Here is a 26,178-nt window from a genome sequence, read left to right as displayed (position 1 = left end):
AAACTACTAGAAGGAAATGTACTTTTTTTCTCTCATACATTTCAAGAAAACTACAAAAAATGATAGGGAAAAACCCTACCATTAGGCTGTTTTATAAAATTGGAGACAACAATCTTGAGACAGATTCTTTGAATCGGATTGATTTTGGTCGTTGCAAATAATCCTCTAACGTCAATTCTTTTGATTTTTCCATATCTGCTTTGTAAATCATTTCTAGTTTTTTGGAAAGATGATGGCTATACAAAAAGGCATTCACTTCAAAATTTAGGCGGAAACTGCGATTATCAATATTTGCGGTACCGACTGTTGCAATTTTCCCATCGACTACAAGCATTTTCGCATGAATAAATCCATTTTCATAAATATACACCTTTGCACCTGTTTTCAATAATTCCCCTACGTTAGAATAAGTTGCCCAATAAACAAACATATGATCAGGCTTGTTCGGAATCATTAAACGAACATCCACCCCAGATAAGATCGCAATTTTAAGTGCATTCAATAAACTATCATCAGGGATAAAATACGGAGTTTGCATGTATATGTATTTTTTCGCCTCATTAATCATCTTGATATAGCCATTTTTGATTTGCTCCCATTCTGAATCAGGACCACTGGATACAATTTGAACATCTGTGTACCCGACAGATTGTATATCCGGGAAATACCTTTCTTCATAACGTATTTCTTTGCTTGAGGCTTGATTCCAATCCAAAACAAAGCGTGTTTGCATAGCATAAACAGCTTTACCCGTTATTTTCAAATGTGTATCTCGCCAATAGCCGAATTTTTTGTCCAGACCCAAATACTCATCACCAATATTAAATCCCCCGATATAGCCAACGCTCCCATCAATAATGGCAAGCTTGCGGTGATTTCGGAAATTGACTCGTAAATTCAACATCGGAATTTTTGCAGGGAAAAATGCCGCTACCTCTCCACCGGCTTCAATTAGTTCTTTAAAAAACTTCCTTGGAAGCTTTCGTGAACCCATGTCATCATATAAAAATCGAACTTTGACCCCTTCCTTGGCCTTTTCAGTCAACAACTTAACTAGCTTTTGACCTAATGAGTCATTCCGAACGATGTAATAGACCAGATGGATGTGATTAGTTGCCCGCTTCACATCTTCAAATAGGGATTGGAATTTATCCTCACCATCGATGAAAATTTCCACTTCATTATCATGTGACATCACTGCATCATCATTGACAAGAAGCATATAAACTAATTCTTTATATTGAACAGTCCGCTCATCATGAAAGGGGAAGGCATTATTTCTTAACAACTCAATCTGACGATGGGAAATTTCTTTAATTCCAATTTTCTCCTGGTCTTTCCAATAAAAGATTCTTCTCCTGCTCAAGTTTTGTCCAAAAACTAAATAAATAATGAACCCCGCTACAGGAATAAACAGCAAAACTAACAGCCAAGCCCATGTAGCACCTATGTTTCGCCGTTCTAAAAAGATGACGGCACCTGATAAAATAAAGTTTAAAATAAAAAAAAATGCCAATAAAATTGTAATAATTGTCATCCTGAACTCCTTTAACAAGATACCTTATTCTTTTTGTTAGGCTATTTTCGTAAAGTATTTGTAATAGTGATGAGAAAAAGTTTAGTCACTTACTCCAATGTATCATATCATATATTTCAAATTGTAACATCATTAATGCAAATACTAATTATTTACATGTAAGCAAACGGATTTCACATTGGTTGCATAAAAAAAGAACCACATAAAGTGGTCCTTTCTTAAAGGCTGTTTTCTCTAATAAAAAGCGCAAAGTTATGGAGATGGCCTAATTAAAAGTTAATATAGTTTCTAGGGTTTACTGCGTTTGAATGGGATGCTGTCCATGGTCCAATGTAGAATTCAAAATGTAAATGCTGACCATATGCTTGTCCAGTACTTCCCATGTACCCGATGACTTGTCCTTTTCTTACTGTTGCATTTTCGCCAATACTGCGAGAACTCATATGTGCATAAACTGTCGTATAGATTTTTCCATTAACAGAATGTGTAATAAAGATACAGTTTCCGTAACTACTAGATAAATACGAACGAGTTACAACTCCATCACCAGCAGCGACAATAGGAACCGTTCCTCCCTTGGCAATATCAATTCCTGAGTGGAATCCATCTGCATCGAATGAGCGTCTGCCAAATTCAGATGAAACATAGCCTTGTGCTGGACGTGTAAATGTTCCAGACGAAACAGGTGGTGCACCGGAAGAATCTCCTCCGCCACCTGGGCTAGAACTGCCGCCTGAGCTACTTTGACGAGCTGCAGCAGCAGCGGCTGCGGCACGTTGTTCTTCAGCGATACGGTCTTTTTCTAATTGAATGGCTTTATCAATCGCTGATTTTTGAGCAGAAAGAATTGCATTTTCTTCCTCTAATGACATTTTATCATGTTCTAGCTTTTTCTTTTGTTTGCCAAGTTCTTTCAAAATTGCATTTTTGCGTGACTTTTGTTGATTTAATTCAGCTTTCATCGCTTGCAATTTTTGTTGCATTTCTTGAAGTTTATTTAGTTTGTTGGTAACTTCAGCTTGTTTCTTTTCTAACTGTGCCTGATCTTTCTTTTGCTCATCAATAATTTGTTTATCGGCATTCACTAACGTAGTAACTGCAGATACACGGTCAAGCAAATCTGCAAAGCTATCTGCACCTAATATAACATCTAAATAATTTACTGAGCTCCCGCCATTTGTTTGCATGGTACGTGCGCGTTTATCCAATAGTTCGTTACGTTCTTGGATTCGCTTTTTTAATGCATTTATTTCGGTTTGTAGCTTTTCAATTTCTTCTTTAGCCACATTAATTTGTTGTTGCTTCTCTTGAATTTTTTCATCCGTATCGGCAATATTTACGTCTAATGTTTCTAATTCGCTTTCAAGATTGTTTTGTTTTCCTTTAATTTCATCAATCTTATTCTCTTTTTGTTTAATATTCGAGTTAATATTTGATTGTTTATTTTGCACATCTTTTTGCTGATTTTGTAAATTCGATAATTTGGATGCAAATGCATCTGATTGATAGGCAAATAAACCACCAAAACCAAGTACTGATGCTAAAGTAACCGAAAGCAATGACTGTTTTTTCAAAATTTTTCCCCCTTAAAAATTCTATATGTATATGTATGGATGCCGAGGCAGTAACACTGCCCCGGGATATATGTTTATATTTTCAAGAATCGTCGAATGGACATTGTACTTCCCCAAATCCCGATTAGGATACCCATTAATAGGAGTACGCCGGTAATTTCAAATACAAATGGATTAAAGTCTAGTATTTGAATCATATTACTTTGTAATTTCGGTGCTAGGAAGCTATGCATATAATAGTAGCCGAAAGTTATAATGAGGATCGGAAGAATTGATCCGATGATCCCCAACCAAAGACCTTCCATTAGGAATGGCCATCGAATAAACCAGTTGGTTGCTCCTACTAATTTCATAATCTCAATTTCTTTACGTCTAGCAAAAATCGTAATTTTAATTGTATTTGAGATTAAGAACATTGCGGTAAATAATAAACCAATCACTAATACTAGTCCAACATTACGGCTTATTTTTAACACATTAAATAGTTTCTCAACTTTTCCCTCACCATATTTTGCAGATTCAACATGGGAAAATGATTCGATTTGTTTCGCTACTGCCGGCGTGTCTGTTGGTTTCTTTGTTTTTACGATAAATACGTCATAGAGGGGATTGTTTTGTTCGAATAACTTCATGTCATTCCCCATACTATTTATTAAGTTTTGAAGTTCATGCTCTTTAGAAGAAAATTCAACAGATTTTACTTGGCTTAAATTTTCGATTCTATTTTTAAGTGCATCTTGATCTTGTTGTTTTGCTGTTAAATCGATATGAACTCTGACTTCGACATCCTTTTCAATATCTGATGCAATTTTGTTCATATTCATCATAATGACAAAGAAAACACCAACTAACAATAATGTAATGGTTACTGCACTTGCAGAAGCAAACATCATCCATCCATTACGTCCTAAACTTTTGAAGCTTTCACGAAGGTGCCGTCTAACTGTTCTAGCTTTCATATCCGTAATCCCCCCGTTGCTCGTCACGGACAATGCGGCCACCTTCTATAGCGATCACTCGATGTCTAATCGTATTAACGATTTCACGGTTATGTGTTGCCATAACCACAGTTGTCCCTCTTGTATTAATTTCTTCTAAGATGTTCATAATATCCCATGATGTTTCCGGGTCAAGATTTCCTGTAGGCTCGTCCGCAATTACAACCTTTGGTGTATTTACAATGGATCGTGCGATCGATACACGCTGTTGTTCCCCACCGGAAAGCTCTGTCGGCAGCATTCTTGCTTTATGTTTCAAACCGACTAAATTAAGAACTTCCATTACCCGTTGTTTAATTTGCTTTGGTTGTTCCTCGATTACTTCCAATGCGAAAGCAACATTTTCAAAAACAGTTAATGTTGGCAGCAATTTAAAGTCTTGGAATACGACTCCAATTTGTCTACGGAAATATGGGATTCGGTTATTTTTCAACTTACTTAAATTAATTCCATTAACCATAATGTTACCTTGTGTTGCTTTTTCCTCACGGTACATCATTTTTATAAAAGTCGATTTACCTGCTCCACTAGGTCCGACGACATATACAAATTCACCTTGTTTGATTTGAATGTTCAAATCATTTGTAGCTATAATCCCATTGGGATATTTTTTATATACATTTTGCATTTCTATCATTTAATCACCTTACTCTTCTAGGATCATTTTACTAGATGTCCATAGTTCATAACTGTCATTTTCTTTACTATTTCGCTAACTTTCGCAATTAACTCGAATGCTGCCGTAAAATAGCGAAATTTAATCACAAAACTATTATAACATCATAAACCTGAATGTTAATGGAAAATATTATTACATTTATATTTCAATGCTTATCTCTAAAAAAAATGCCGCCACTTTTAAGAGAGAAAATTCCATATTTAAACCAGTTTTTCAATAGTATGAAAGTTCTATTTTTATTGCAGGGCGCAGCTAAGCAATATATTTGCCGTTCCTTCAATCCATTGTTAAAAATGGACAAAGAAAAAACCTGATGTTTGTAATACTAACATCAGGTCATTTGTATTGCTATTATTTTTTCTCAGATAACCATGTAGCTACTTTATCAGCGTCATCACCTTTAATAACTCCTGCAGGCATTCCGCCTTTTTTTCCATTTTTAATGATATCTAGAATTTGATCTTTGTTATATTTTGCTCCAACTTTTGTTAAATCTGGACCAACGCCGCCTTCAAGGTTTCCACCGTGGCAGCTTGAACAATTTTGACTAAATATTTTTTCTGCATCTCCAGCACTTGCTGTGTTTGTCGATTTGTTATTATTTGTCGTTGTTTCGTTTTTATTAGCATTATCATTGTCTTTGTTACTAGATCCACAAGCAGCAAGTCCAAATGCTAAAGTGAAAATCATGAGAATCCCTATTAGTTTTTTAACCATTTTGTTTCCTCCTTTAGATGTTGGAAAATTAATCCTTTATCATTATTACTATATACCTTTTTAACTTCTTTTAAAACCTTCCCCGAGTACTTCTGAAGCATCCATAACCACGACAAATGCTGTTGGATCAAGGGTTTTCACTAGTTGTTTCAACTTTGTGAATTCTGTTTGATCGACCACACACATAAGAACCGGTCTCTCACTCTCTGTAAAACCACCATATGCAGTTAGTTTTGTCACACCACGGTCAATTTTATTCAAAATTCCTTCACGAATTTCTTGCTGTTTTTCGGTAATAATTAATGCGGCCTTTGATCGATTTAGTCCAACTTGAACAAGATCAATGGTCTTGCTAGTTACAAATAGACCAATTAAAGCATACAGGCCTTTTTCAATATCAAAAACAATTGCCGCTGAAAGAACGACTAAACCATCAATGAAAATAACACACATCCCTAGTGTAAATCCGGTGTATTTATTGATTATTTGTGCAGCTAAATCCGTTCCCCCTGTTGAAGCTTTTCCACGAAAAACAATACCTAAACCTAATCCGACTCCAATTCCTCCAAAAAGTGCACCTAAAAGCGGATCATTTGTCCACGGTTCCCACCCTTCTGTTAAATAAACGACGAAAGGAAGAAATGCTGTCCCTACTAGTGTTTTTATTCCAAACTGAACTCCAAGAAAGATAAGTCCAGCAATGAATAATGGTATATTAAATGCCCACTGAACATAAGCAGGCTTCCATCCAAACAATCCATGTAGAATCGTACTTATTCCGCTTACCCCACCTGAAGCAACCTCATTGGGCAATAAAAAAACATTAAATGAAATAGCGACTATTGCTGATCCAATTAATATGTATAGGTAATCTTTAACTTTTGACCACGTTGTATCTTCTAAATATACGCCCCGTTTTTTATTCATCCCACATTCCCCTTTAGCTTAATATCCTTCCTATTTATAGCATGAGGCACTGCATGTGTCTATATGTTTTGAAATGTATAGATTATTTTGTATTATTGGGAAAATAGGGGCTGAATATTATAGGTTTACAATGGAAAATTTAGTATTTCGTGTTAAGATTTGCAGTTTTCGGGTGTAATGTAAAAAACCTTCACAACAAAGGTGAAGGTTTATTAAAAAGAATCTACCACAAACGGTGCCTGGCACCGATGTAATGACACCTGTGTTGTCACTGATGGAAGGTACTTATATGCGAGAGCGGAGGTAGGAGTTGATAAAGTTGTCGAGTTCGCCGTCCATTACGGCTTGGACGTTTCCTACTTCTGTGTTGGTACGATGGTCTTTGACCATTGAATACGGGTGGAAGACGTAGGATCTGATTTGACTTCCCCAGCCGATTTCTTTTTGTTCTCCGCGAATTTCAGCAAGTGCTTTTTCCTTTTCTTCGAGTTCACGCTGATAAAGTTTAGCTTGAAGCATTTTCATTGCTTGTTCACGGTTTTTAATTTGAGATCGTTCATTTTGACATGTAACAACGACACCTGTTGGGATATGGGTAATACGAACCGCTGAATCGGTTGTATTGATATGCTGTCCGCCAGCACCGCTAGCACGGTACGTATCTATTTTGATGTCTTCCGTGCGAATTTCGATTTCAATTTCTTCGTTAAACTCCGGCATTATTTCGCAAGAAACAAATGATGTATGACGACGTCCGGAGGAATCGAATGGCGAGATTCGAACAAGTCGATGAACCCCTTTTTCCGCTTTTAAGTAGCCATACGCATTATGTCCTTTTATTAATAATGTGACACTTTTAATTCCGGCTTCATCACCAGGTAAATAATCGAGTGTTTCAACTTTGAACCCTTTCTTCTCTGCCCACCGTGTGTACATACGTAATAGCATTGAACCCCAGTCTTGTGATTCAGTGCCACCAGCACCTGGATGAAGCTCTAATATCGCATTATTTTTATCATATGGTTCACTTAATAGAAGTTGTAATTCAAATTGATTTACTCTCTCCACTAATGTTTCCAATTCGGATTCTAGATCTGCAGCAAGTTCCGGATCATTCTCTTCTTTCACAAGCTCATGCGTTAATTCAAGGTTTTCTTGACTATCTAGAAGTTCTTTATATTCATTTACTAAATCCTTTAAACCATTGGCTTCATTGATGACCGTTTGTGCTCCTTGCTGATCGTTCCAAAAGTTTGGCTCAAGCATTCTTTCATCTAATTCGGCAATGCGGGCTTCTTTGTTTTCTAAGTCAAAGAGACCCCCTAAAGTCCGCTAATTTTTTAGCTGTTTTTTCAAGTTCTGAACGTATTTCAAATAATTCCATTTTGTATCACCTCAGGGTGTATTTTGTAATGAGTTTAGGACAGGCATGTTCACCTGTCCTTTAAAAAATCAATCTATTTCTTAAAGTTACGCATTCTTACCATGACATTGCTTATACTTCTTGCCGCTTCCACATGGACACGGGGCATTGCGGCCAATATCAACAGATTTTTTCGCTGGTTTCTTTTTCACCGTTTCCCCTTCTTCTTTAGGATTCACGGCTTGGCCTTTAGCTACTTCTTCACGCTGAAGATTATTTCTGATTTCAGCTTTCATGACATATTTCGCAGCATCATCTTCGATTGCTTCAACCATACCTTCAAACATCGCAAATCCTTCACTTTGATATTCTCGTAATGGATCTACTTGACCGTAAGCACGAAGATGAATCCCTTGTCGTAAATGATCCATTGCATCGATATGGTCAATCCATTTAGAATCCACTGCACGAAGAAGAACAACTTTTTCAAATTCCCGCATTTGTTCAGGTGTTAATGACTCTTCTTTTTCATCATAACGAACTTTGACTTTTTCCATAATAAGGTCAGCCATCTCTTCTGGTTCCTTACCTCGTAATTCGTCAACCGTTATGTCGCCTTCAGGTAAAAGATTGCCATGAACAAAATCAACCAAGCCTTGAAGATTCCAATGCTCTTCATCTTCGTTAGTTGAAGCATATAATTGAATATTACGTTCAAGAACAGACTGAATCATTTTTTCAACGATTTCACGTAAATCCTCGGAATTAAGTACTTCATTTCGTTGAGTATAGATGATTTCACGTTGTTGACGCAACACATCATCATATTGTAAAAGTTGTTTACGTGAATCGAAGTTATTTCCTTCGACTCGTTTTTGTGCTGACTCAACTGCTCGCGATACCATTTTACTTTGAATTGGCTGGGAGTCATCCATTCCTAAACGCTGCATCATGTTTTTCATATTGTCTGACCCGAAACGGCGCATCAATTCATCTTCCATGGAAAGATAAAATTGTGTGACCCCTGGATCACCTTGACGTCCTGAACGTCCACGAAGCTGATTATCAATCCGTCGAGACTCATGACGCTCTGTACCGATAACCGCTAATCCACCTAGCTCTTTCACGCCTTCGCCAAGTTTAATATCTGTACCACGACCAGCCATGTTAGTTGCAATCGTTACTGAGCCTTTGTGGCCCGCTTCAGCAATAATTTCGGCTTCACGTTCATGATTTTTCGCATTTAATACATTATGGCGAACGCCTTTTTTCTGTAATAAATTGGAGATTAATTCCGATGTTTCGATTGCTACAGTACCAACAAGAATCGGTTGGCCATTTTTATGACGTTCAGCAATGTCTTCAACGACAGCCCGAAATTTCCCTTCCATACTTGCATAAATCAAATCTGGACGATCATCACGTGCAATTGGCTTATTCGTCGGAATAACAATAACTCTCATATTATAAATGTTTCTGAATTCCTCTTCTTCCGTTTTCGCTGTACCGGTCATACCAGCAAGCTTTTCATACATACGGAAGTAGTTCTGGAATGTGATGGTAGCCATTGTCATGCTTTCATTTTGAATTTCAACGGCTTCTTTCGCTTCAATGGCTTGGTGAAGACCATCACTGAAGCGGCGTCCTTTCATGAGACGACCAGTAAATTGGTCGACAATCACGATTTCACCATCTTGTACAACGTAATCAACGTCTAAATGCATACTGACAATTGCTTTTAACGCCTGATTAATATGGTGATTCAATGTCACATGAGAAATGTCGAAAAGATTTTCAATTGAGAAAGATCGTTCCGCTTTATTGATTCCTTCTTCTGTTAATTGAACACTTTTTGTTTTTTCATCGTACGTGTAGTCTTCCTCTTTTTTCAATGTACGAACAAATGCATTCGCTTGAATATATAGAGAAGTAGATTTCTGTGCTTGACCAGAAATAATTAAAGGTGTTCGCGCTTCATCGATTAAAATGGAGTCGACCTCGTCAATTACTGCATAGAACAATGGACGCTGTACGCGCTGTTCCTTATACAACACCATGTTATCACGGAGATAGTCGAAACCAAATTCGTTATTCGTTCCGTAAGTGATGTCAGCAGCGTACGCCTCTTGCTTTTCTTCACTTGACATACTATTTAAGTTTAAGCCGACGGTTAATCCAAGAAACTCATATAACTCGCCCATTTCTGTCGCATCACGGCTGGCTAAGTATTCGTTGACCGTAACAACATGGACACCTTTTCCGGAAATCGCATTTAAATAAACCGGCATTGTTGCTGTTAAAGTTTTTCCTTCACCTGTCTTCATTTCGGAAATATTTCCTTCATGTAAGGAAATCCCACCCATTAATTGTACATGGTATGGGTAAAGACCAAGCACACGACGAGCACCTTCCCGAACAACAGCGAAAGCTTCAGTTAGTAAATCATCCAATGATTCGCCGTTTTGGTAGCGTTGTTTAAACTCCTCTGTTTTTTCGCGAAGCTGATCATCAGACATTTTTTCCATATCAGACGCTAATTCTTCAATTTGATTCGCCATCTTATCAAGTCGTTTTATTTCACGTTTGTTTGCATCAAAAACTTTTTCTAAAAAAGCTGCCATGTAGTAAACGCTCCTTTATATTAAATGTGAGGGAACTTGTGGTTAGGTCTATACTCTTTCGTGATGAAAGACCAAAAATCCTCTCACCAAGCATTCTTTATTTTATAACCTGATTAAATTTTACCATTGTATCCTATGAAGTGACAACTCACAACAAGTGGGAGAAAAAAATTAAGACCTGATAACATGTATCAGGCCAAAATTTTACTTACCCAAGAAAGATCGCTCCGTATACTAAAGCTCCACATATAACGTAGACGGGACTTACTTTCCACTTTTCTAATAATAGCAGACTCGCACCACCTAAAAAGATGGTATGTAGGATACCGATTCCTTCGTATGAACTGGAGAAAAAGTCAATTGTCATGACTCCTAATAATACTGCTATCGCCGGACGAACCAGTTTCGTCATATTTTTTACTTTCGGAGACTCTTTAAATTTTAGTAAAATCCCCAATAAAATGATTAGTAAAATAATGGAGGGCGCAATGGTCGCAAATAAACCGACAATGGCTCCTAATATTCCCCCTTGCTGGTAACCAACAAAACCAGCTAATTTGGTCGCGATTGGTCCTGGCAAGGCATTCCCTAGTGCGACCATTTCACTAAATTCATGGACGGTAAACCATTTATAACGATCAACTACTTCATGTTCCAGCAGGGGAATTGACGCGGGTCCTCCTCCATAGCCTAAAAAATTCGCCATAAAGTTTGCTACGAAAATTTGCCAATAGATCATGATGCTTTCACCTGCTTTTCTTTCTCTTCCTGTTTCGAAAATAGAGCAGCAACTAAAAGTCCGACAATCATAATCGCTGGATGAAGTCCTAAAATATTTATTACGACAATACTAATCCCGATGACAATAAGAGTTGATATCCATCCCATCGAGTTCTTCGACTTTTTAATAAAATCCCAAGTAAGTACACCTAACATGACACCGGCAATCGGCACAACGGCTTTCGACATGCCTCTTACCCACGGTTTATCATTATACGCATGTAATACCGTTAATAATATAATCATCAGAATAACTGTGGGAAGAACCGTTGCAGCAAGGGCTGTTAACATCCCTAAAAAGCCGCCAATCCTCCAGCCAATATATCCAGACATTTTCGTATTAATCGGACCGGGAAGTGTATTAGCCAATGCCAATATGTCGGAAAACTCTTCATCATCCATCCATTTATACGTTTCGACAACTTCCCTATGCATGAGCGGAATGGCTGATAATCCTCCTCCATAGCCGAGCATACCCGATCGGAAAAAAGCAATAAAAATATCCATTTGTTTCAAAACTATCACAACCCTTTAATCATTTCTATTGATGTTATTCTCGTTGAAAAATTCCTCACCACAAAATGACCGATATTGTTAGATTGACCATAATAGTTGGAACCAATCCTATTCACTACCAAGCAGCAATCGATCCATCTGTCCTAGATTCTGTCCCTCCCATTAAAACACCCGTTTCGGGATTTCGCCAAATAATTTGCCCCCGACCAAAACCGCCTGTATCAGGCGCAATTTCGATTTGATGACCTAAACGAATCAATGCCTGGACAAGATGATTCGGAAAATTCGCTTCGACAACAATTTTTTTCCCTTCTATCCATTGCCAACGCGGGGCATCCAAAGCTGCTTGCGGATTTAAATGAAAGTCAACCGTATTCATGACAACTTGAAAATGTCCCTGCGGTTGCATATAACCACCCATGACGCCAAACGGGCCAACAGCTTGATTGTCCTTTGTTAGAAAACCAGGAATAATCGTATGATATGTTTTCTTCCCAGGCTGTAAGGCATTAGAATGCTCCGGATCTAAAGAAAAATCATGTCCGCGATTTTGTAAAGCGATTCCCGTTCCCGGAATTACGATTCCTGATCCGAATCCCATATAATTACTTTGAATAAATGAAACCATATTTCCTTCTTGATCCGCCGCAGCCAAATAAACAGTACCTCCGCTTGGCGGTTTATAAGGATCAGGGACTAGTGCCATGTTTTCAATCAATTCACGTCTAGTTCTTGCATATTCTTCAGATAATAAGTGCTCTGTTTCAAGCTTCATATGCCTTTGATCAGTAATAAATGCTTTTCCATCAGTAAAAGCAAGCTTCATCGCTTCGATTTGCTTGTGATAAGTTTCAACTGTTTCCTTTTCGGTAAAATCAAAGCCGCGTGCAATATTTAGGGCCATCAATGCAACGAGTCCTTGCCCATTCGGCGGAATTTCCCAAACATCATAGCCGCGATAATGAGTAGAAATCGGTTCGACCCACTCTGCTTTGAAATCAGCTAAATCCTCTTTTGATAAAAATCCATCATATTTCTGAATGAAGTTCGCGATTTTTTCCGCTAATTCTCCACGGTAAAAACTTTCCCCATCTGACTCTACAATTGATTGTAATGTGGCAGCATGCCCCGGTGAACGCCAAATATCACCTATTAGTGGTGCATTTCCATTGGGGGCAAATGTGTCAAACCAAGGCTGGTATTCTTCCCCCCGAAAGATTTCTTTAAAGCGTTTAAAACTAGACATCCAGTACTTTCCTAATATCGGGGTGAGCGGGTATCCGTCTTCCGCATAGCGAATCGCTGGTTCAAGCACTTCTTGCAGCGGCAGCTTGCCGAACTTCTTTGATAGTTCTACCCAGGCAGCTGGTGCCCCAGGAACGGTAATCGGTATGACACCGTGTGTCGGCATGGTTTCATGCCCTCTTGCCTTGATTTCATCGATAGAAATGGACTTAGGTGAAGGTCCGCTCGCATTTAATCCATGCAATTTCCCATTCGTCCAAACGAGTGCAAAAGCGTCCCCGCCAATTCCGTTCGAAGTTGGCTCGACAACAGTTAAAGCTGCCGCCGTGGCAATTGCCGCATCTATCGCATTTCCACCTTTTCGAAGAATACTTAGTCCAGCCTGAGCCGCCAATGGCTGCGAAGTCGCTACCATTCCATTTTTCGCAAATACTGTGTTACGAACCGAAGAATATGGTTGATACAGATGATCCAATTTCACTTCCTTTTCACTCCTTGAAATTAAAATGATCTTTTCAATTAACATTTGTTCGTCTTTTTTCTAAAAATAATTTACAAACGGAATTATTTTTACTTAATTATGATTATATAGAAAATTTTCATTTTATTCTACAAATTTTTTTATAACTAGAAAAACCGAGCAAAAAAAAGATGCTCGGTTCGTTTGAAGCGCATGTTAGTAATTTGTACGCTATGTCATTTTTAAAGTTTATTTCGAGGGTTCATCCACTTGAGCATGGTTTTACTGGCCCTATCTTCCCGCATCCGGCAGATTCGTCCACTTGAGCATGGTTTTTCTGACCTTATCTTCCCGCATCCGGCGGATTCGTCCACTTGAGCATGGTTTTACTGGCCCTATCTTCCCGCATCCGGCAGATTCGTCCACTTGAGCATGGTTTTTCTGACCTTATCTTCCCGCATCCGGCGGATTCGTCCACTTGAGCATGGTTTTACTGACCTTATCTTCCCGCATTCGGCGGATTCGTCCACTTGAGCTCGGTTTTTCCACCTTTATCTTCCCGCATCCGGCGGATTCGTCCACTAGGTCCCAGGCTCCACGACAACGAACTCAAATTCCACGCTTAACATGTTATTATTTCACTTAAAGCTTCAATCCGTTTCTGCTTTTAAATCGCCTTAATAAAATATTACTTTCGACTCTCGTTATTCCGTCTAACGCATATAGTTCATTATTGATAAAGTGCTCCAATGCGATAAAGTCTTCGACTAAAACATGCATATGTAATGTGCTAGGACCTGTCATTTGATAGCAACTGGCAACACTTGGATTATCTGCAAGCGCCTGTGCAACTTGAACTAAATAAGCTGGCTCACAATCAACTTCAAAAAAGGCGGATACTTGTTTTCCTATTTTTTCTGAATTGATCACAACAGTAAATTTTTCAATGACGCCATTATTCATTAATTGATGTACGCGTTCACGCACTGCTACACGAGATAAATTTAATTCCTTGCCAATATCTACATAGGAAACCCGTCCGTTTTCTGTTAAAATTTGAAGAATTTTTCGATCGATATCATCTAACTTCATTTCATCACCCACTTTTAAGGAAAAAGAAAGGCGAGACACTACACTAGTAGGTACTCACCTTTTTTTGAATCATTCCATTCACTTATTTCGTTTCAATTAAACCGTATTTCCCGTCTTTTCGACGATATACGATATTTGTGTTATTTGATTCCGCATCGGTGAAGACGAAGAAATTATGACCGAGCATGTTCATTTGAAGAACCGCTTCTTCACTATCCATCGGCTTCAGATCAAATTGCTTCGTACGAACAACTTCTAATTCAGATTCATCTTCAGGCTCAACTTGGCTACCACTTGTAGCGAAGAATTCCATCGCATTTCCTTTTTCTCTTAATTTACGATTTACTTTTGTTTTATGTTTACGAATTTGTCGTTCGAGCTTGTCAACAATTAAGTCAATCGCTGCATACATATCATTATTAATTTCCTCTGCCCGTAAGACTAGTTGCGGAAGGGGAATAGTTATTTCAACTTTTGCTGTTTTATCTTGATATACTTTAAGGTTCACATGTACATTTGCTTCAGGTACTTCTGTAAAATATCGTTCAAGCTTGCTTACCTTTTTTTCTGTATAATCTCTAATTGCTGGAGTTACCTCAATGTTCTCGCCACGTATGTTGTAGTTCATCATATGGACTCCTCCTTATTATATGGGTGCTGCTTCCATTTTCTTAATCATTGGAAACTGCCTCCTATTATCATGCTATGTTTATATATTTCTATTATAACCCTTCATATTCCTGCTTAAAACGAAAGATTTTTTTGTCGAATTTGTCCTTTTTTAAAAATCATGTCGAATTTTCGATTTCACGTTAAAAATTCGATGTCGACAATGGCTTCATTTTTTTTCATTCGCTCTTTAATTTCTTGCATCCAATGTTTCACACGATCATTCCGTTGTTCGGGAGCAACTTTTTTATTAAAAACTGCATATAAATCAATGTCCCGAAGTTTTAAAAATAAAGGAATCTTTTTGATCCATTCACGAGGTAATTTATTTTCTTCTTGATAGCCATCGAGGAAGGCGGTTAAAAATTTCTTAGCAAACCGATTTCGTTCTTCCCTTGTTCCAATGAAATGCTTTGAATTGGTTGCATAGTAAAGCGGAATCGCTATATCAGAAACAAAATAATGGTAGCATGCATCATCAAAATCAAACACATGGATCATCTCACCATCATAGAAAAAATTTCCGTGATGAATATCAGAATGGATTAGACCATAATTATCTTTACTTTTCGTTAACTGTTTAATCTCTTGCACTACATTTTTTGCATGCTCAAGAAGCTGTGACTCCTCTTTACCATAATATTTTTCAAAATCAAGAAGATCATTTGCATCCCAATGGTGCCTTGAAACTATTCGTTCTGAAGGCTGATATTCTTTCGTATGGCGGTGCATCTTCCCTATCATTTTTCCCCATTTATAAAACAGTTTTTCATTAAAAATGGAATCTTCTAATGAAATCGGATGACCGGAGGCTTTTTCAAAAAGGCTCGCGAAAAAAGCGGAATCCTTAACAGTAAATTTTTCTACTGTGTTTCCTTCAGGTGAAAGTAAAACATTTGGTATCTTGATTCCACAACGATATAGATGTTGAATCCAGTCTAGCTCTGATTCCAATTCCTGTTTGGAACGATGCGAACTATGTGTAATTCGTAATATTTTGGGCTTTCCTTGCTCATTCACTTCGAACACATAGTTTTCAAAATCACCTAATTTTTTATAGGAATGATCTAAATTAAATGTAGTTAAAATATTTTCGATTACCTCTTGAGTAAAGAGTTTCTCCACAAATTGTTCCATCCCCATATCCCCCATTTGTCCTATTTGTGAAAAAATTATAGCATACTCCAGATCAGTTTTCTGTATTTTTTTTATTTTGCATAAAGTGGGATATTCACCCAAACGCTCACTGTCTAAATTTCATATTCTTTAGGGAAAGCGTTTATAAATAAAAAGAGGAGGAAAGATGATGCATCCAGATTATTATCATCAAATGCCAAATTATCAAATGCCAAATTGGAATGGATATCATTATAACGCCAATGACCAACGTTTATGGGGCCGTCCTTGGGGATTTGGTCGTCCATGGGGCAGACCATTTTTCGGCGGGCCGTTTTTTGGAGGAGTTCTCGGAGGACTTGCCGGATCCGCCTTGCTAGGTCCTGCCATTTATGGTGGCTATCCATACGGATTCGGTTATCCAGGGTTCTTCTGGTAGACCCCTTTTTAGTAAAAAGAATTATCTATAGTTGAATAATAGTACCAATGCACACAAATTAAGGTAATCCTAACACACGATTTAACTAGCAAGAACGCTTGGATATTGATTTTATCCAAGCGTTTTTTCGATTTTACCTTTAATTAAGTTAAGTATTATTCCATTTGTTCTATACTTTTTTGCACGATTGCAACCATATCATCTTCGGCACCAAGGCTAAAGTTTATAAAAATACCTTGTCCTCCCCCTGCACCAATTGCTGATATAAAAATATTACTGTCATTACCTACTACAGTAAGGCTCAAACTTGCCCTGTTGCCATTTCTCATAAAATATTTATCATAAACTCGAACCGCTATTTTTGAATCTCCAACAGTGTAGTTGCTTTCATCCACTAATTTCATACTAATTCCACTATTAGCAATATCGTTTTCCAAATGATTAACCACTTCCTCAAATTGACCAATAATTATCTTTTCATACTTTGCCATGATTCCTCATCCTATCCCCAAAATTTTTTCTCTATATAATACGATTGTTCATTATCCTAAGTTTCTTGTATGTATTAATTTTATCCTAAGTTGGGATCACAAGAAGACCTAAAGCTTCCAAAGGGATATTCCCATCACATGAAAAGTAGAAAACCGCCCCCTTGAACAGGAGACGGTCATATATCGTTGGTCCAACCCTATTCAAACAATCAGTTGTTCATTAGGGATTGTTCACTTTGTATTAAATCTTTGTGAAAGCTCCTTTAAATCGTCAGAAGAAACAGCAATTTGTTCCATAAGGTTTGTCACTTGTTGAATAATTTCCGACGTTTGAGTAAGCTCAATTTTTGTTCGATCACTATGATGTTTATTTTCGGCTGCAGCTTGAAGAATTTTATCAAAGAATGAGTCCATATTAGTAATCTCTTTTGAACTTTCCTTCGTCAGTTCTGTCACATCTCCAATCGAAAGCGTCACATTTTCAATTTGAGTTTTTATACTTTCAATTAATGTAGAAATATCACCGATCGACTTTTTCGTTTCCTCGGCTAATTTTCTTACTTCACCTGCTACGACAGAAAACCCTTTTCCATACTCGCCCGCTCTTGCCGATTCAATCGCAGCATTTAATGCTAATAAATTCGTTTGTTCAGCAACACCCGTAATAATCGAAATGATGGAATGAACTTGATCGGAAGCTTGCTTCAGCTCCTTTACCCGTTCATTGATATTTAATGTACTTGATTCAATATTGTTAATTAATTGTTGTTCCTGACTTAACTTTTCTTTACTAATACTAGCTTCCACAGACATAAGCTTGGCTACTTCAACATTTTGAGTAGCAATGGACAGCATTTCAGTTGATTGTGTATTTAGTTGATTCATAAAGTCATTTGTTTGGTTAGAAAACCGAGAAAGTGATTCGGATGCTTGGGCAATTCGTTGCTCAATGATATGTTTTTGTTCTTCATGCTGCTTCCGAAGTTTTTGATATTCTTTTTCATATGTTTCAAGAACAATTTGTTGTTCGAAATTAAGAAGTTTTGAAATACTTTTGATGATTTCAATCACATGCACCTTTGATTCTACATGTTTTTCAACGAGTTCTATTAAAGAATACAATAAATTTTGGAACGCACCTAAATACCATTTAGGCTCTAACCCAATATGTAGATGAACAACAGCAATCGTTTTCCGCTTTTCGATAAATGCGTCATCAATGACACCAACAAACATTTCGCTTATATGGCGTTTTAATGTTTGTCGTAACCGATCGATGCTACTATACTGATTGATAATGTCCATAAGATTTTCCTGATGACCGATTGCATTATAAAAATCATCAACGATCTTTTCAATGTTTTGATCAACGATATGTTTTATGGATGCAGCGATGCGTAAATCTTCCTCTGTAAAACGAATCATTTGCATCTGCCTGTTTACTTCATGATCGTTTATATTAATAGAAATTTGCAGTTCTTCTTTTGTAAGAACAGGTTGTTCATTCAATGATTTTTTACTGAACCAATTCATTGGCCACCTCTTAGATGTTATTTTGGTTTAGACACTACTAAATTAAACTTTCAAAAATTCCTTACTAGTTATGAATGACGAGGATTTTTCGATACGATTTCAGCCGCCTGAAAAACGGTGCTAATGATGTTTGCTGCGCCTTGTCGATCAGCAGTATATGCTGCCCGGACAAATGGGCTCGTATCGGGATTCACGATATATTTCGGAGGTAAACGGTTTAATGAAAGTGCTAAAACATCGTCTAAACAGTTTTCGCACGTGCACGCTAATTTCAGCTGATCTTTATGTTCATCAATTGCATTTCTCACAATTTCCTCCATTACATTGAACACAGGCATAAATGGTCCCCCACGTGATATTCTTTTAAAATAATAATTTTTAAGAATAAGCATAATTAAAACCACCTACATTTTGAGGTGGTCACATTCATTTTATCATAGTTTTAATTATTTCATATACTGGAATAACTAGGAAAACAAATATGTATTATTATATTTTTTTATCTACCATAATGCCAAGGAATTCAGTCATTGCTGCATACATATCAAGCATTTTCTTTGAAGGAATTTCTTTCACGACTTCTTGTGTTTTATCGTCAACTATCGTTACATAATACTCATTTAATTTATCGTGAAATTCAAATTTTAGATGAGTATTTGAAGCGGCAACAAAATCATTCATGCTATCTATGATTTTTTCAAGCTTATCCTTTGGGACTACTTCCGTCTTCTTATCATCCACTTGCCTAGATTGAGTTGTTTCTGCAAGGTTACTGTCATTCGCATCCCCTCGAACTGAAGTAGTTGTTATTATTGCTGCAGGTACCGCCTGTCCTCCAATTTTATCGATCATTTTCTTTCTCCCCTTGTAAACCCTTTTATATTTATATCGACCTGTCAATGGTAATGTTTAGCTTTTTTGGTTGACCTTTCTGACCCAGATTATAAAAGGAATAGTCTAGAAAGGATTATAAAAACGATCTCCATCATTAAACGTCAACCACAGTGATCCCACCAATACACAGATTCCGAAGATGATAGTCAAATAATCTGCTAGCTTAAAAGGTTTTGAACTATACCATGTTCGTTTTTTATTTTTTCCGAAACCACGAAGTTCCATTGCATTGCTAATTACTTCTATTCGATCTAAGCTTGATAAAATTAACGGAATAATAATGGATGCCGAATTTTTAACTCTTGTAAAAAGCTTTTCCTTTTTTGATAAGTCCATCCCACGTGCTTGCTGTGACTGGGCAATGTTTCGAAAATCTCTCTGAATATCGGGAATATAGCGTAAAGCTAATGATACTGCATAAGAAATTTTATACGGGATGCCAATCCGATTTAATGATGCAGCAAACTCACTCGGATGTGTCGTTACGATAAATAGTAATGCAGCAGGAATAACAACAAAATATTTTAGTGTAATATTAAATTGGTAAAATAGCTGTTCAGTTGTTAGATTATACCGTCCTGCTATCTCAAATAGCACATGACTCGAACCGTATATTTTCACTCCTTCTTGAGGGGAAAAAATATATATCGCGATATTATTTAAAACTAAGAAAAATAAAATAAATAGTAATACAAACAAGATTTCTTGCAACTTTACTTTTGATACAACAAAAATAGTAATACTCAATAGCAATAAAAAGAGCAAAACCCGAGTATCATACGTAAGCATAGCGGAAGTCGACCACATAATAAATATAAGTAGTTTCGTTACACCTGTAAGTTGATGTACAGGTGAGGCACGATTAATGTACGATAGCATCTCTACTGCCATGTTCGGCGAACCTCCTTATCAAATGCAATAAATCGAGTAACGAATTCCTGAGGGCTCTCAATTCCTGCTTGTACAGCAAGTTCTATTAATGAGGTCTCTTTTAAGTTCGCCCGTTCTATCACATTTTCGTCTGATAGAATACGAGCGCTTGCATCATCAGCAAGGATGGTCCCATTCGCTATCACGATTGTTCTCGGGGTATATTCAAGCATTAAATGCATATCATGAGTAACCATGATTATCGTTACACCTTGACGATTCAACTCTACTAAAAATTCCATGATATCCGTGTAGTGACGAAAATCCTGTCCAGCCGTTGGTTCATCTAAAATTAAAATATCCGGTTGCAAAACTAATATAGATGCGATCGTTACCCGTTTCTTTTGACCAAAGCTTAAGGCAGAAATCGGCCAATTTCGAAACGGATACAGCCCGCAAATATGTAAGGTTTTCTCAACACGTTCTTTAATTTCCACCTCGGAAACACCACGCAATTTTAATCCTAATCCAACCTCATCTATAATCATATGTTTGGAAATCATTTGATTCGGGTTTTGCAATACCATCCCAATTCGTTCTGCACGCTCTCGAATTGTATCGTTTGTGATATCTTTTCCATCAAATAAAATTTTCCCAGAGTGCCCCTTTTCGAAGCCACATATCAATTTGGATAACGTTGATTTACCTGCACCATTTTTCCCAACAATGCTGATCATCTCCCCTTTTGCAATGGAAAAGGAGATTCCATTTAACGTATCTCTTCCTTTTTCATATCTAAAAGAAAGATTTTCTACTGCTAAAATGGGACGCGTCTCTTCTCTGTTTTCAGATGGCGGTGTCATTTCGAACCAATCGATTAATTTTTTCTTAGTAGTCTCTATATTTAAAGTTTCTATATGTGCGGGACGCATGTCCTTCGTAATCGAGCAGCCAGCATATTTCAGTGCCTTAACATACAGTGGTTCACGAATATGATTGGTTTCAAGTACGTCCGAAGCTAGTAATTCATCTGGAGAGGAATCACTTACAATCCTGCCTTCATTCATAACAATAATTCGGTCCACATCTCGATGCAACACATCCTCGAGCCGATGTTCTATAATGATGACGGTCGTGTTGGTTTCCTTTTGGATTCGATCAATTAATGCTATAGCATGTTTTCCAGTTGCAGGATCAAGATTTGCTAACGGCTCATCAAAAAGAAGGATATCAACTTGATCAACCATAACTCCCCCAAGTGCAACCCGTTGTTTTTGTCCACCGGAAAGCTGGTGAATGGAAGAACCAAGATATTCCTTCATATCAACCAATTCAGAAACCGTTTCGACTTGCTCTGCCATTAACTGTTGAGGAACACAGTCATTTTCAAGAGCAAACGCGATATCCTCCCCTACACTCAAACCAATAAACTGCCCATCTGGATCTTGTAGTACAGTCCCTACCATTTTAGAAATGGAAAAAATATTTAAATCCTTCGTTTCTTTTCCGTTAATTGTTAGGCTTCCTTGACTTTCCCCTTTATAAGAAAAGGGAACTAGCCCATTTATACAATGGGCTAGCGTACTTTTACCAGAACCAGATGGACCTACGATAAGAATTTTTTCTCCTTCATAAATACTGAGATTAATATTGAGCAGGGTCGGTTCAGCTTGACTGCGGTATTTAAAGGTGAAATTATCAAAGTGAATCACTTTCTTTTTCATTGCAATTCTCCTAATCTAACTGACAAATTAAATATCTTTTGTTAAACTTCCACTTTTACTGCGTGTTCTTGCATAAGTGGTTAATAGAATAGTACCCAGTATTCCTACTGTTACAATGTTTGCTGCTCCCGCAATTAGTCCTTGCGTGTAGACTTTGCTAGCCGGTTCTGCATAAATCTGCACATCTAAGAATGGAGCGAGGAAAAACCAGCCAATTGCTTGTGACACAACTTGAACGATATTAAACGTAATGATTTCTTTGAGACGAAATTCTCCAAACTCAATCCGAATTTTATATGCAAGAAGTCCGATAATAAAACCGACAAATAATGAAACGATTACCCAACTCCACCAAATCGAGCCGTAAAAAATCGCATCCTTAAGCGCATGGCCAATTAAGCCAATCAGGCCACCGGCTATCGGACCAAAAATAACAGCCATAAAAGCAAGAAAAGCATATGATGTTTCAATGGTTGTATTCGGAATTCCCGTAGGTATGGAAACAAATCTTCCTAAAATCGCAAACAGTGCAGCTCCAATCCCAATGGCAACAACTGTTTTAATTGATAATTGTTTTTTCATTGTTCTCTTCCCCCCTGAATTTTCATGAATTTATCTACTTATTTTAATAGTGCGACAGCTTTTAATGAAATTAATTATAATTGATTTCATTAATTTTGCGAATACTAATTTTCCAATTCACCCCGGTAGCGATGTGATAAGCTTTTGCAAAGGATCCTTGGTTAAGAGCAACACCTATTTTGTCTAATGAATTCACATAGAGTAATGGTTCTCCGAGACGACTATCGGCGAAACAACGGCCAAATGTCATGATGTTTTTATATACTTGATGACGATTATTAGAAATTGTCACTTCTAAAGATGTTCCGTATTCGATATCTCCGCTTTTAAACAATTCACGGCTTATATTCGTCCACAGATTTCCGAAACGAACGTCTAAAATATCAATTGTTCCAGTAATAATCCCTTGATTGATGCTCGCCTCTGTATTGGGTAATTCAATAATTTGCTCCACATCGATTTCAGGACCCACCTGTTCAAACGTGATTACATTTGCTGCTAATCGTGCTCCTGTAAAGGCATAGACATCACGACCGTGGAATGTGTATGATTCGCCTGACTTCGGCAATCGATTGACCGTTTCATCAATCACCCTTGCCTCTATAATACCAATATGTTGTTTAATATGTGTGAGTGTCCCGTTATCAGGTGAAACAATATATTGATCATCCACCGTTTTAACGACAATACTTAAACGATCCGATCCCACACCTGGATCAACGACGGAAACAAAGACCGTTCCCGCCGGCCAATACGCAATGGTTTGGTAAAGACGATAAGAGCCTTCCCAAATATTATATTGTGGAATATCATGTGTTAGATCAAAAATTCGCAGATCCGGATCAACCGAAATAGCCACTCCATACATTGCACTAACTGCCCCATCACTTGTACCAAAATCTGTTTGAATCACTAAATTCTTCCCCATGCTGTTATCCTCCTTAAGTTTTTTTAAATTTGGGCTCTGTTAAACTGGGTCGTTGATTTCCGCTGCAGGTGCTCGCTTTCCGCGGGGCTGGCGATGAGCCTGTCTAGTTCCGGCGGCAACTTCCGGTCACCTCCCTACGATAAGTCATCATCGATTCACCCTTTGGGTTCATCGTGATTCCTTTATCTCAGTCGCTGCCCTTCAGTTCGTACGTCGATAAACAAGCCGCCTCTACTTTTCTAACTCCTCATCGCTTCGCTCTTGCGGGGTCTCATCTGTCCAGCAGATCCCGCAGGAGTCTCGCACCTTCCGCTCCAATCAACTTGGCGTCAATATTAACATTGAAATTTAACAAAACCATCATTAAAAACAAATAAAAAACCACGCCCCCATCAATAATGATAAGGACGTGGTTGAATCAACGTGGTACCACCTTACTTTACTGCATGCTCACACATACAGCCTCAACAAGTACTCAAGCTTACACTTTTATACTGTGGTATGGATAACGAGTACCAACTCTCGTCGGAACCTACTAATATCAAGTCAGATACGTTCAGCACGAAACTCAGAGGCCATTTTTCAGATTTACATTTTTTGCTTCTTTTCAGCTGCCGAAGCTCTCTTTAAAAAAATGATTAAATCCTACTTTTCTCTTCATAGTTTTTGATTTATTTAAATTGATTGAATATTAAATTCATTATAGTGAAGTCTTTTGAATTGTGCAAGAAAAATTTTTAAAAATTTTTATATTATTCGGAAGTTACATTAGATAGTGTTTTACTAGCAACTGTTTGATTTTTTCCGTTCTGTTTAACTTTGTAAATTCTATAAAAATAAAACATTATATAAACCTAAATAATCCTCATCATCACCATAAATATCGCAAAGCTGGTCGTACGCTTCTATACTATGAAATGCCTCTTTTATATCACCAATGCAATAATATGAAGCCGCATTATTCATATGTGCAATCAACATCGATTTATAATCATTTACCTCTATGCCACATTTCAAAAGATGATAACTAGCTTCAATCGCCTCTTTATATTTCCCTTCTGATCTGTGCAGTGAAACGTTTTGTTGTAATGACTTTAATTCATCTTGGTTCATTATCCGTCTCCCATTTCACAAAAGTTGTACGTTATCACAATTATTTTATCTTTATATTTATGATTGATAAAAGGCTTTGTTAATTAATATTTTTTTAAAATATGGGAGAACTCTGCATTCACTAAGGCTTATAATAGAAAAAAGCAGCCCCTTCAAACTTGGCTGCACTATAGCTATAATTTCAAATCAATGTTTCCACCCAAATGTGGTTGGGCTGCATGTTGGATGACTGATGGATCTGTTGTTCCTAGTAATTTTTGAAGTGCTTCCCCTTGTTGCTCTGCATTTCCCATCGCCATTTTCATGACGGAAATGGAAGCTTGTTGTTGAACTTGACTTTGGCTTAGAGCCATTGACATTAGTGCGATATCCATGAAAATTCTTCCTTTCTTATGTAAATTATACGTTTATTATACGATTATTTACAAACCGATCGACTTATCAAACTTAACTATTGAATTTATATTATAATTATACCAACAATTTCCGGAAATTTATATAAACCTAAAGTATAATTTTAATGAATGAATAAAAGTATGATTTACTATTTTGAAGTTTATTAGAGATGTATTATCTTGAGTATAAAACAGTTTCTAAAAATGTAAGTTATCGAGTTTAATAAAAACCACGCATTCTCACGTGTGGTTTTCTCTGCGGCTGAAAGCCTTTGTTGCTGACCAGACCCTAAAGGGCCTCTGAATGGTTCGCCAAGTGTACTATTTCTACTGGCCAGACCTCAAAGGCCTTCTTCTTACTTCCGTTTCTTTTTCTTTACCTCTTCACCAGTGAATGGATCAAGGTATTCCATCATACTTAATTGTTCTGCGACTACGTCGTCTTGTATCTGGTTACGTATATATTCTTCTATCACCTTTTTGTTTCTTCCAACTGTAACCACATAATATCCAGTACACCAAAATTTTCGGTTCCCATATCCATATTTCAGGTTTGCATGACGATTAAATATCATCAAGCTACTTTTCCCTTTTAAATATCCTACAAACGCCGACACACTTAGCTTGGGTGGTATACTTATTAACAAATGTACATGGTCTTTACACGCTATGGCCTCGATAATCTCTACACCTTTTCTTTCACATAAAGTACGCAGTATTTCCCCGCTTTCCTTTTTAATTTTCCCATAAATTACTTGTCTCCTGTATTTCGGGGCAAACACGATGAGGTACTTACAATTTCAAGTTGTGTGTGCTAAACTATTAGTGTCTTTGGACATTAAAACTCCTCCGCATGCTAAATAATTGATTGGCGAACCAAATTTACTTTAGCACCCCGGAAGAGTTTTTTTAATA

Annotated in this window: 26 protein-coding genes and 1 other annotated feature; of the genes, 1 reads left to right on the top strand and 25 read right to left on the bottom strand. The window is 37.3% G+C overall.

Features of this window, described 5'->3' with window-relative positions; all coding sequences use genetic code 11:
- Window positions 1-91 precede the first annotated feature (91 nt).
- The 14 genes from cls to I5776_RS04900 all read right to left on the bottom strand — a co-directional run bounded on the left by cls (window position 92) and on the right by I5776_RS04900 (window position 16,315).
- Window positions 92-1,537 (bottom strand): cardiolipin synthase, encoded by a 1,446-nt coding sequence (gene cls / locus I5776_RS04965; protein WP_202779253.1) that lies wholly within the window; start codon window positions 1,535-1,537, stop codon window positions 92-94.
- A gap of 269 nt (window positions 1,538-1,806) precedes the next feature.
- The gene (locus tag I5776_RS04960) at window positions 1,807-3,111 is read right to left on the bottom strand and encodes a murein hydrolase activator EnvC family protein (RefSeq protein WP_202779252.1); all 1,305 of its coding nucleotides are present in this window, start codon (window positions 3,109-3,111) and stop codon (window positions 1,807-1,809) included.
- A 74-nt stretch (window positions 3,112-3,185) separates the two neighbouring features.
- Entirely contained in the window at window positions 3,186-4,070 is an 885-nt protein-coding gene (gene ftsX, locus I5776_RS04955; protein WP_202779251.1) for a permease-like cell division protein FtsX, read from the bottom strand.
- Entirely contained in the window at window positions 4,060-4,746 is a 687-nt protein-coding gene (gene ftsE / locus I5776_RS04950) for a cell division ATP-binding protein FtsE (protein ID WP_202779250.1), read from the bottom strand. The genes ftsX and ftsE overlap by 11 nt, the downstream gene beginning before the upstream one ends.
- Before the next feature lie 393 nt (window positions 4,747-5,139).
- Window positions 5,140-5,505, bottom strand: a complete 366-nt coding sequence (gene cccB / locus I5776_RS04945; protein ID WP_202779249.1) for a cytochrome c551 — start codon at window positions 5,503-5,505, stop codon at window positions 5,140-5,142.
- Window positions 5,506-5,565: 60 nt separating this feature from the next.
- Window positions 5,566-6,432, bottom strand: a complete 867-nt coding sequence (locus I5776_RS04940; RefSeq protein ID WP_202779248.1) for a YitT family protein — start codon at window positions 6,430-6,432, stop codon at window positions 5,566-5,568.
- A gap of 285 nt (window positions 6,433-6,717) precedes the next feature.
- A protein-coding gene (gene prfB / locus I5776_RS04935; protein ID WP_246483924.1) for a peptide chain release factor 2 occupies window positions 6,718-7,816 on the bottom strand; the annotation gives its coding sequence in 2 pieces (ribosomal slippage) (window positions 6,718-7,752 and window positions 7,754-7,816; 1,098 coding nt in all).
- Window positions 7,817-7,902: 86 nt separating this feature from the next.
- The gene (gene secA, locus I5776_RS04930) at window positions 7,903-10,416 is read right to left on the bottom strand and encodes a preprotein translocase subunit SecA (protein WP_202779246.1); all 2,514 of its coding nucleotides are present in this window, start codon (window positions 10,414-10,416) and stop codon (window positions 7,903-7,905) included.
- Between the two features lie 208 nt (window positions 10,417-10,624).
- A complete protein-coding gene (locus I5776_RS04925; RefSeq protein WP_202779245.1) occupies window positions 10,625-11,155 on the bottom strand; it encodes a chromate transporter in 531 nt (176 codons plus the stop codon).
- Window positions 11,152-11,712, bottom strand: coding sequence for a chromate transporter (locus tag I5776_RS04920; protein ID WP_202779244.1), 561 nt, complete (start codon window positions 11,710-11,712; stop codon window positions 11,152-11,154). Before I5776_RS04920 ends, I5776_RS04925 begins: the two co-directional genes overlap by 4 nt.
- A gap of 115 nt (window positions 11,713-11,827) precedes the next feature.
- Complete coding sequence (locus I5776_RS04915; protein WP_246483923.1) at window positions 11,828-13,438, bottom strand: gamma-glutamyltransferase family protein; 1,611 nt, start codon at window positions 13,436-13,438, stop codon at window positions 11,828-11,830.
- 621 nt (window positions 13,439-14,059) lie between these two features.
- On the bottom strand, window positions 14,060-14,509 hold the full coding sequence (locus tag I5776_RS04910; protein WP_202779242.1) for an Lrp/AsnC family transcriptional regulator: 450 nt from the start codon (window positions 14,507-14,509) through the stop codon (window positions 14,060-14,062).
- 82 nt (window positions 14,510-14,591) lie between these two features.
- On the bottom strand, window positions 14,592-15,140 hold the full coding sequence (gene hpf, locus I5776_RS04905) for a ribosome hibernation-promoting factor, HPF/YfiA family (protein ID WP_281397288.1): 549 nt from the start codon (window positions 15,138-15,140) through the stop codon (window positions 14,592-14,594).
- Window positions 15,141-15,316: 176 nt separating this feature from the next.
- On the bottom strand, window positions 15,317-16,315 hold the full coding sequence (locus I5776_RS04900; protein ID WP_202779241.1) for a phosphotransferase enzyme family protein: 999 nt from the start codon (window positions 16,313-16,315) through the stop codon (window positions 15,317-15,319).
- 169 nt (window positions 16,316-16,484) lie between these two features.
- Here I5776_RS04900 and I5776_RS04895 point away from each other — a divergent pair, with 169 nt between their 5' ends.
- Window positions 16,485-16,733 (top strand): hypothetical protein, encoded by a 249-nt coding sequence (locus I5776_RS04895; RefSeq protein ID WP_425490333.1) that lies wholly within the window; start codon window positions 16,485-16,487, stop codon window positions 16,731-16,733.
- 155 nt (window positions 16,734-16,888) lie between these two features.
- Here the strand turns inward: I5776_RS04895 and I5776_RS04890 are convergent, their stop codons facing one another.
- From I5776_RS04890 to tnpA, 11 genes are all read right to left on the bottom strand, one after another.
- On the bottom strand, window positions 16,889-17,224 hold the full coding sequence (locus tag I5776_RS04890; RefSeq protein WP_202779240.1) for a DUF6054 family protein: 336 nt from the start codon (window positions 17,222-17,224) through the stop codon (window positions 16,889-16,891).
- A 231-nt stretch (window positions 17,225-17,455) separates the two neighbouring features.
- Window positions 17,456-18,757, bottom strand: a complete 1,302-nt coding sequence (locus I5776_RS04885) for a globin-coupled sensor protein (protein WP_202779239.1) — start codon at window positions 18,755-18,757, stop codon at window positions 17,456-17,458.
- 68 nt (window positions 18,758-18,825) lie between these two features.
- Window positions 18,826-19,149: a late competence development ComFB family protein gene (locus I5776_RS04880; protein WP_202779238.1), complete on the bottom strand. Its 324-nt coding sequence runs from the start codon at window positions 19,147-19,149 to the stop codon at window positions 18,826-18,828.
- Between the two features lie 97 nt (window positions 19,150-19,246).
- Window positions 19,247-19,609 (bottom strand): flagellar protein FlaG, encoded by a 363-nt coding sequence (gene flaG / locus I5776_RS04875; RefSeq protein ID WP_202779237.1) that lies wholly within the window; start codon window positions 19,607-19,609, stop codon window positions 19,247-19,249.
- A 105-nt stretch (window positions 19,610-19,714) separates the two neighbouring features.
- Window positions 19,715-20,542: an energy-coupling factor transporter transmembrane component T family protein gene (locus I5776_RS04870; RefSeq protein WP_202779236.1), complete on the bottom strand. Its 828-nt coding sequence runs from the start codon at window positions 20,540-20,542 to the stop codon at window positions 19,715-19,717.
- Entirely contained in the window at window positions 20,533-22,245 is a 1,713-nt protein-coding gene (locus tag I5776_RS04865; RefSeq protein WP_202779235.1) for an ABC transporter ATP-binding protein, read from the bottom strand. Before I5776_RS04865 ends, I5776_RS04870 begins: the two co-directional genes overlap by 10 nt.
- 27 nt (window positions 22,246-22,272) lie before the next feature.
- On the bottom strand, window positions 22,273-22,827 hold the full coding sequence (locus tag I5776_RS04860) for an ECF-type riboflavin transporter substrate-binding protein (RefSeq protein WP_202779234.1): 555 nt from the start codon (window positions 22,825-22,827) through the stop codon (window positions 22,273-22,275).
- A 70-nt stretch (window positions 22,828-22,897) separates the two neighbouring features.
- Window positions 22,898-23,755: an SAM hydrolase/SAM-dependent halogenase family protein gene (locus I5776_RS04855; RefSeq protein WP_202779233.1), complete on the bottom strand. Its 858-nt coding sequence runs from the start codon at window positions 23,753-23,755 to the stop codon at window positions 22,898-22,900.
- A gap of 400 nt (window positions 23,756-24,155) precedes the next feature.
- Window positions 24,156-24,425: a binding site (T-box leader), on the bottom strand.
- A 158-nt stretch (window positions 24,426-24,583) separates the two neighbouring features.
- On the bottom strand, window positions 24,584-24,868 hold the full coding sequence (locus I5776_RS04850) for a hypothetical protein (protein ID WP_202779232.1): 285 nt from the start codon (window positions 24,866-24,868) through the stop codon (window positions 24,584-24,586).
- A gap of 173 nt (window positions 24,869-25,041) precedes the next feature.
- The gene (locus I5776_RS04845; RefSeq protein ID WP_202779231.1) at window positions 25,042-25,242 is read right to left on the bottom strand and encodes a YjfB family protein; all 201 of its coding nucleotides are present in this window, start codon (window positions 25,240-25,242) and stop codon (window positions 25,042-25,044) included.
- Between the two features lie 377 nt (window positions 25,243-25,619).
- Window positions 25,620-26,048, bottom strand: a complete 429-nt coding sequence (gene tnpA, locus I5776_RS04840) for an IS200/IS605 family transposase (RefSeq protein ID WP_246483987.1) — start codon at window positions 26,046-26,048, stop codon at window positions 25,620-25,622.
- Window positions 26,049-26,178: the final 130 nt, after the last annotated feature.

It is taken from the genome of Heyndrickxia vini, assembly GCF_016772275.1.
Classification (GTDB): Bacteria; Bacillota; Bacilli; order Bacillales; family Bacillaceae_C; genus Heyndrickxia; species Heyndrickxia vini.
The sequence above is the reverse complement of the archived record's forward strand: the minus strand, read 5'-3'. Positions and strand labels throughout refer to the sequence as shown.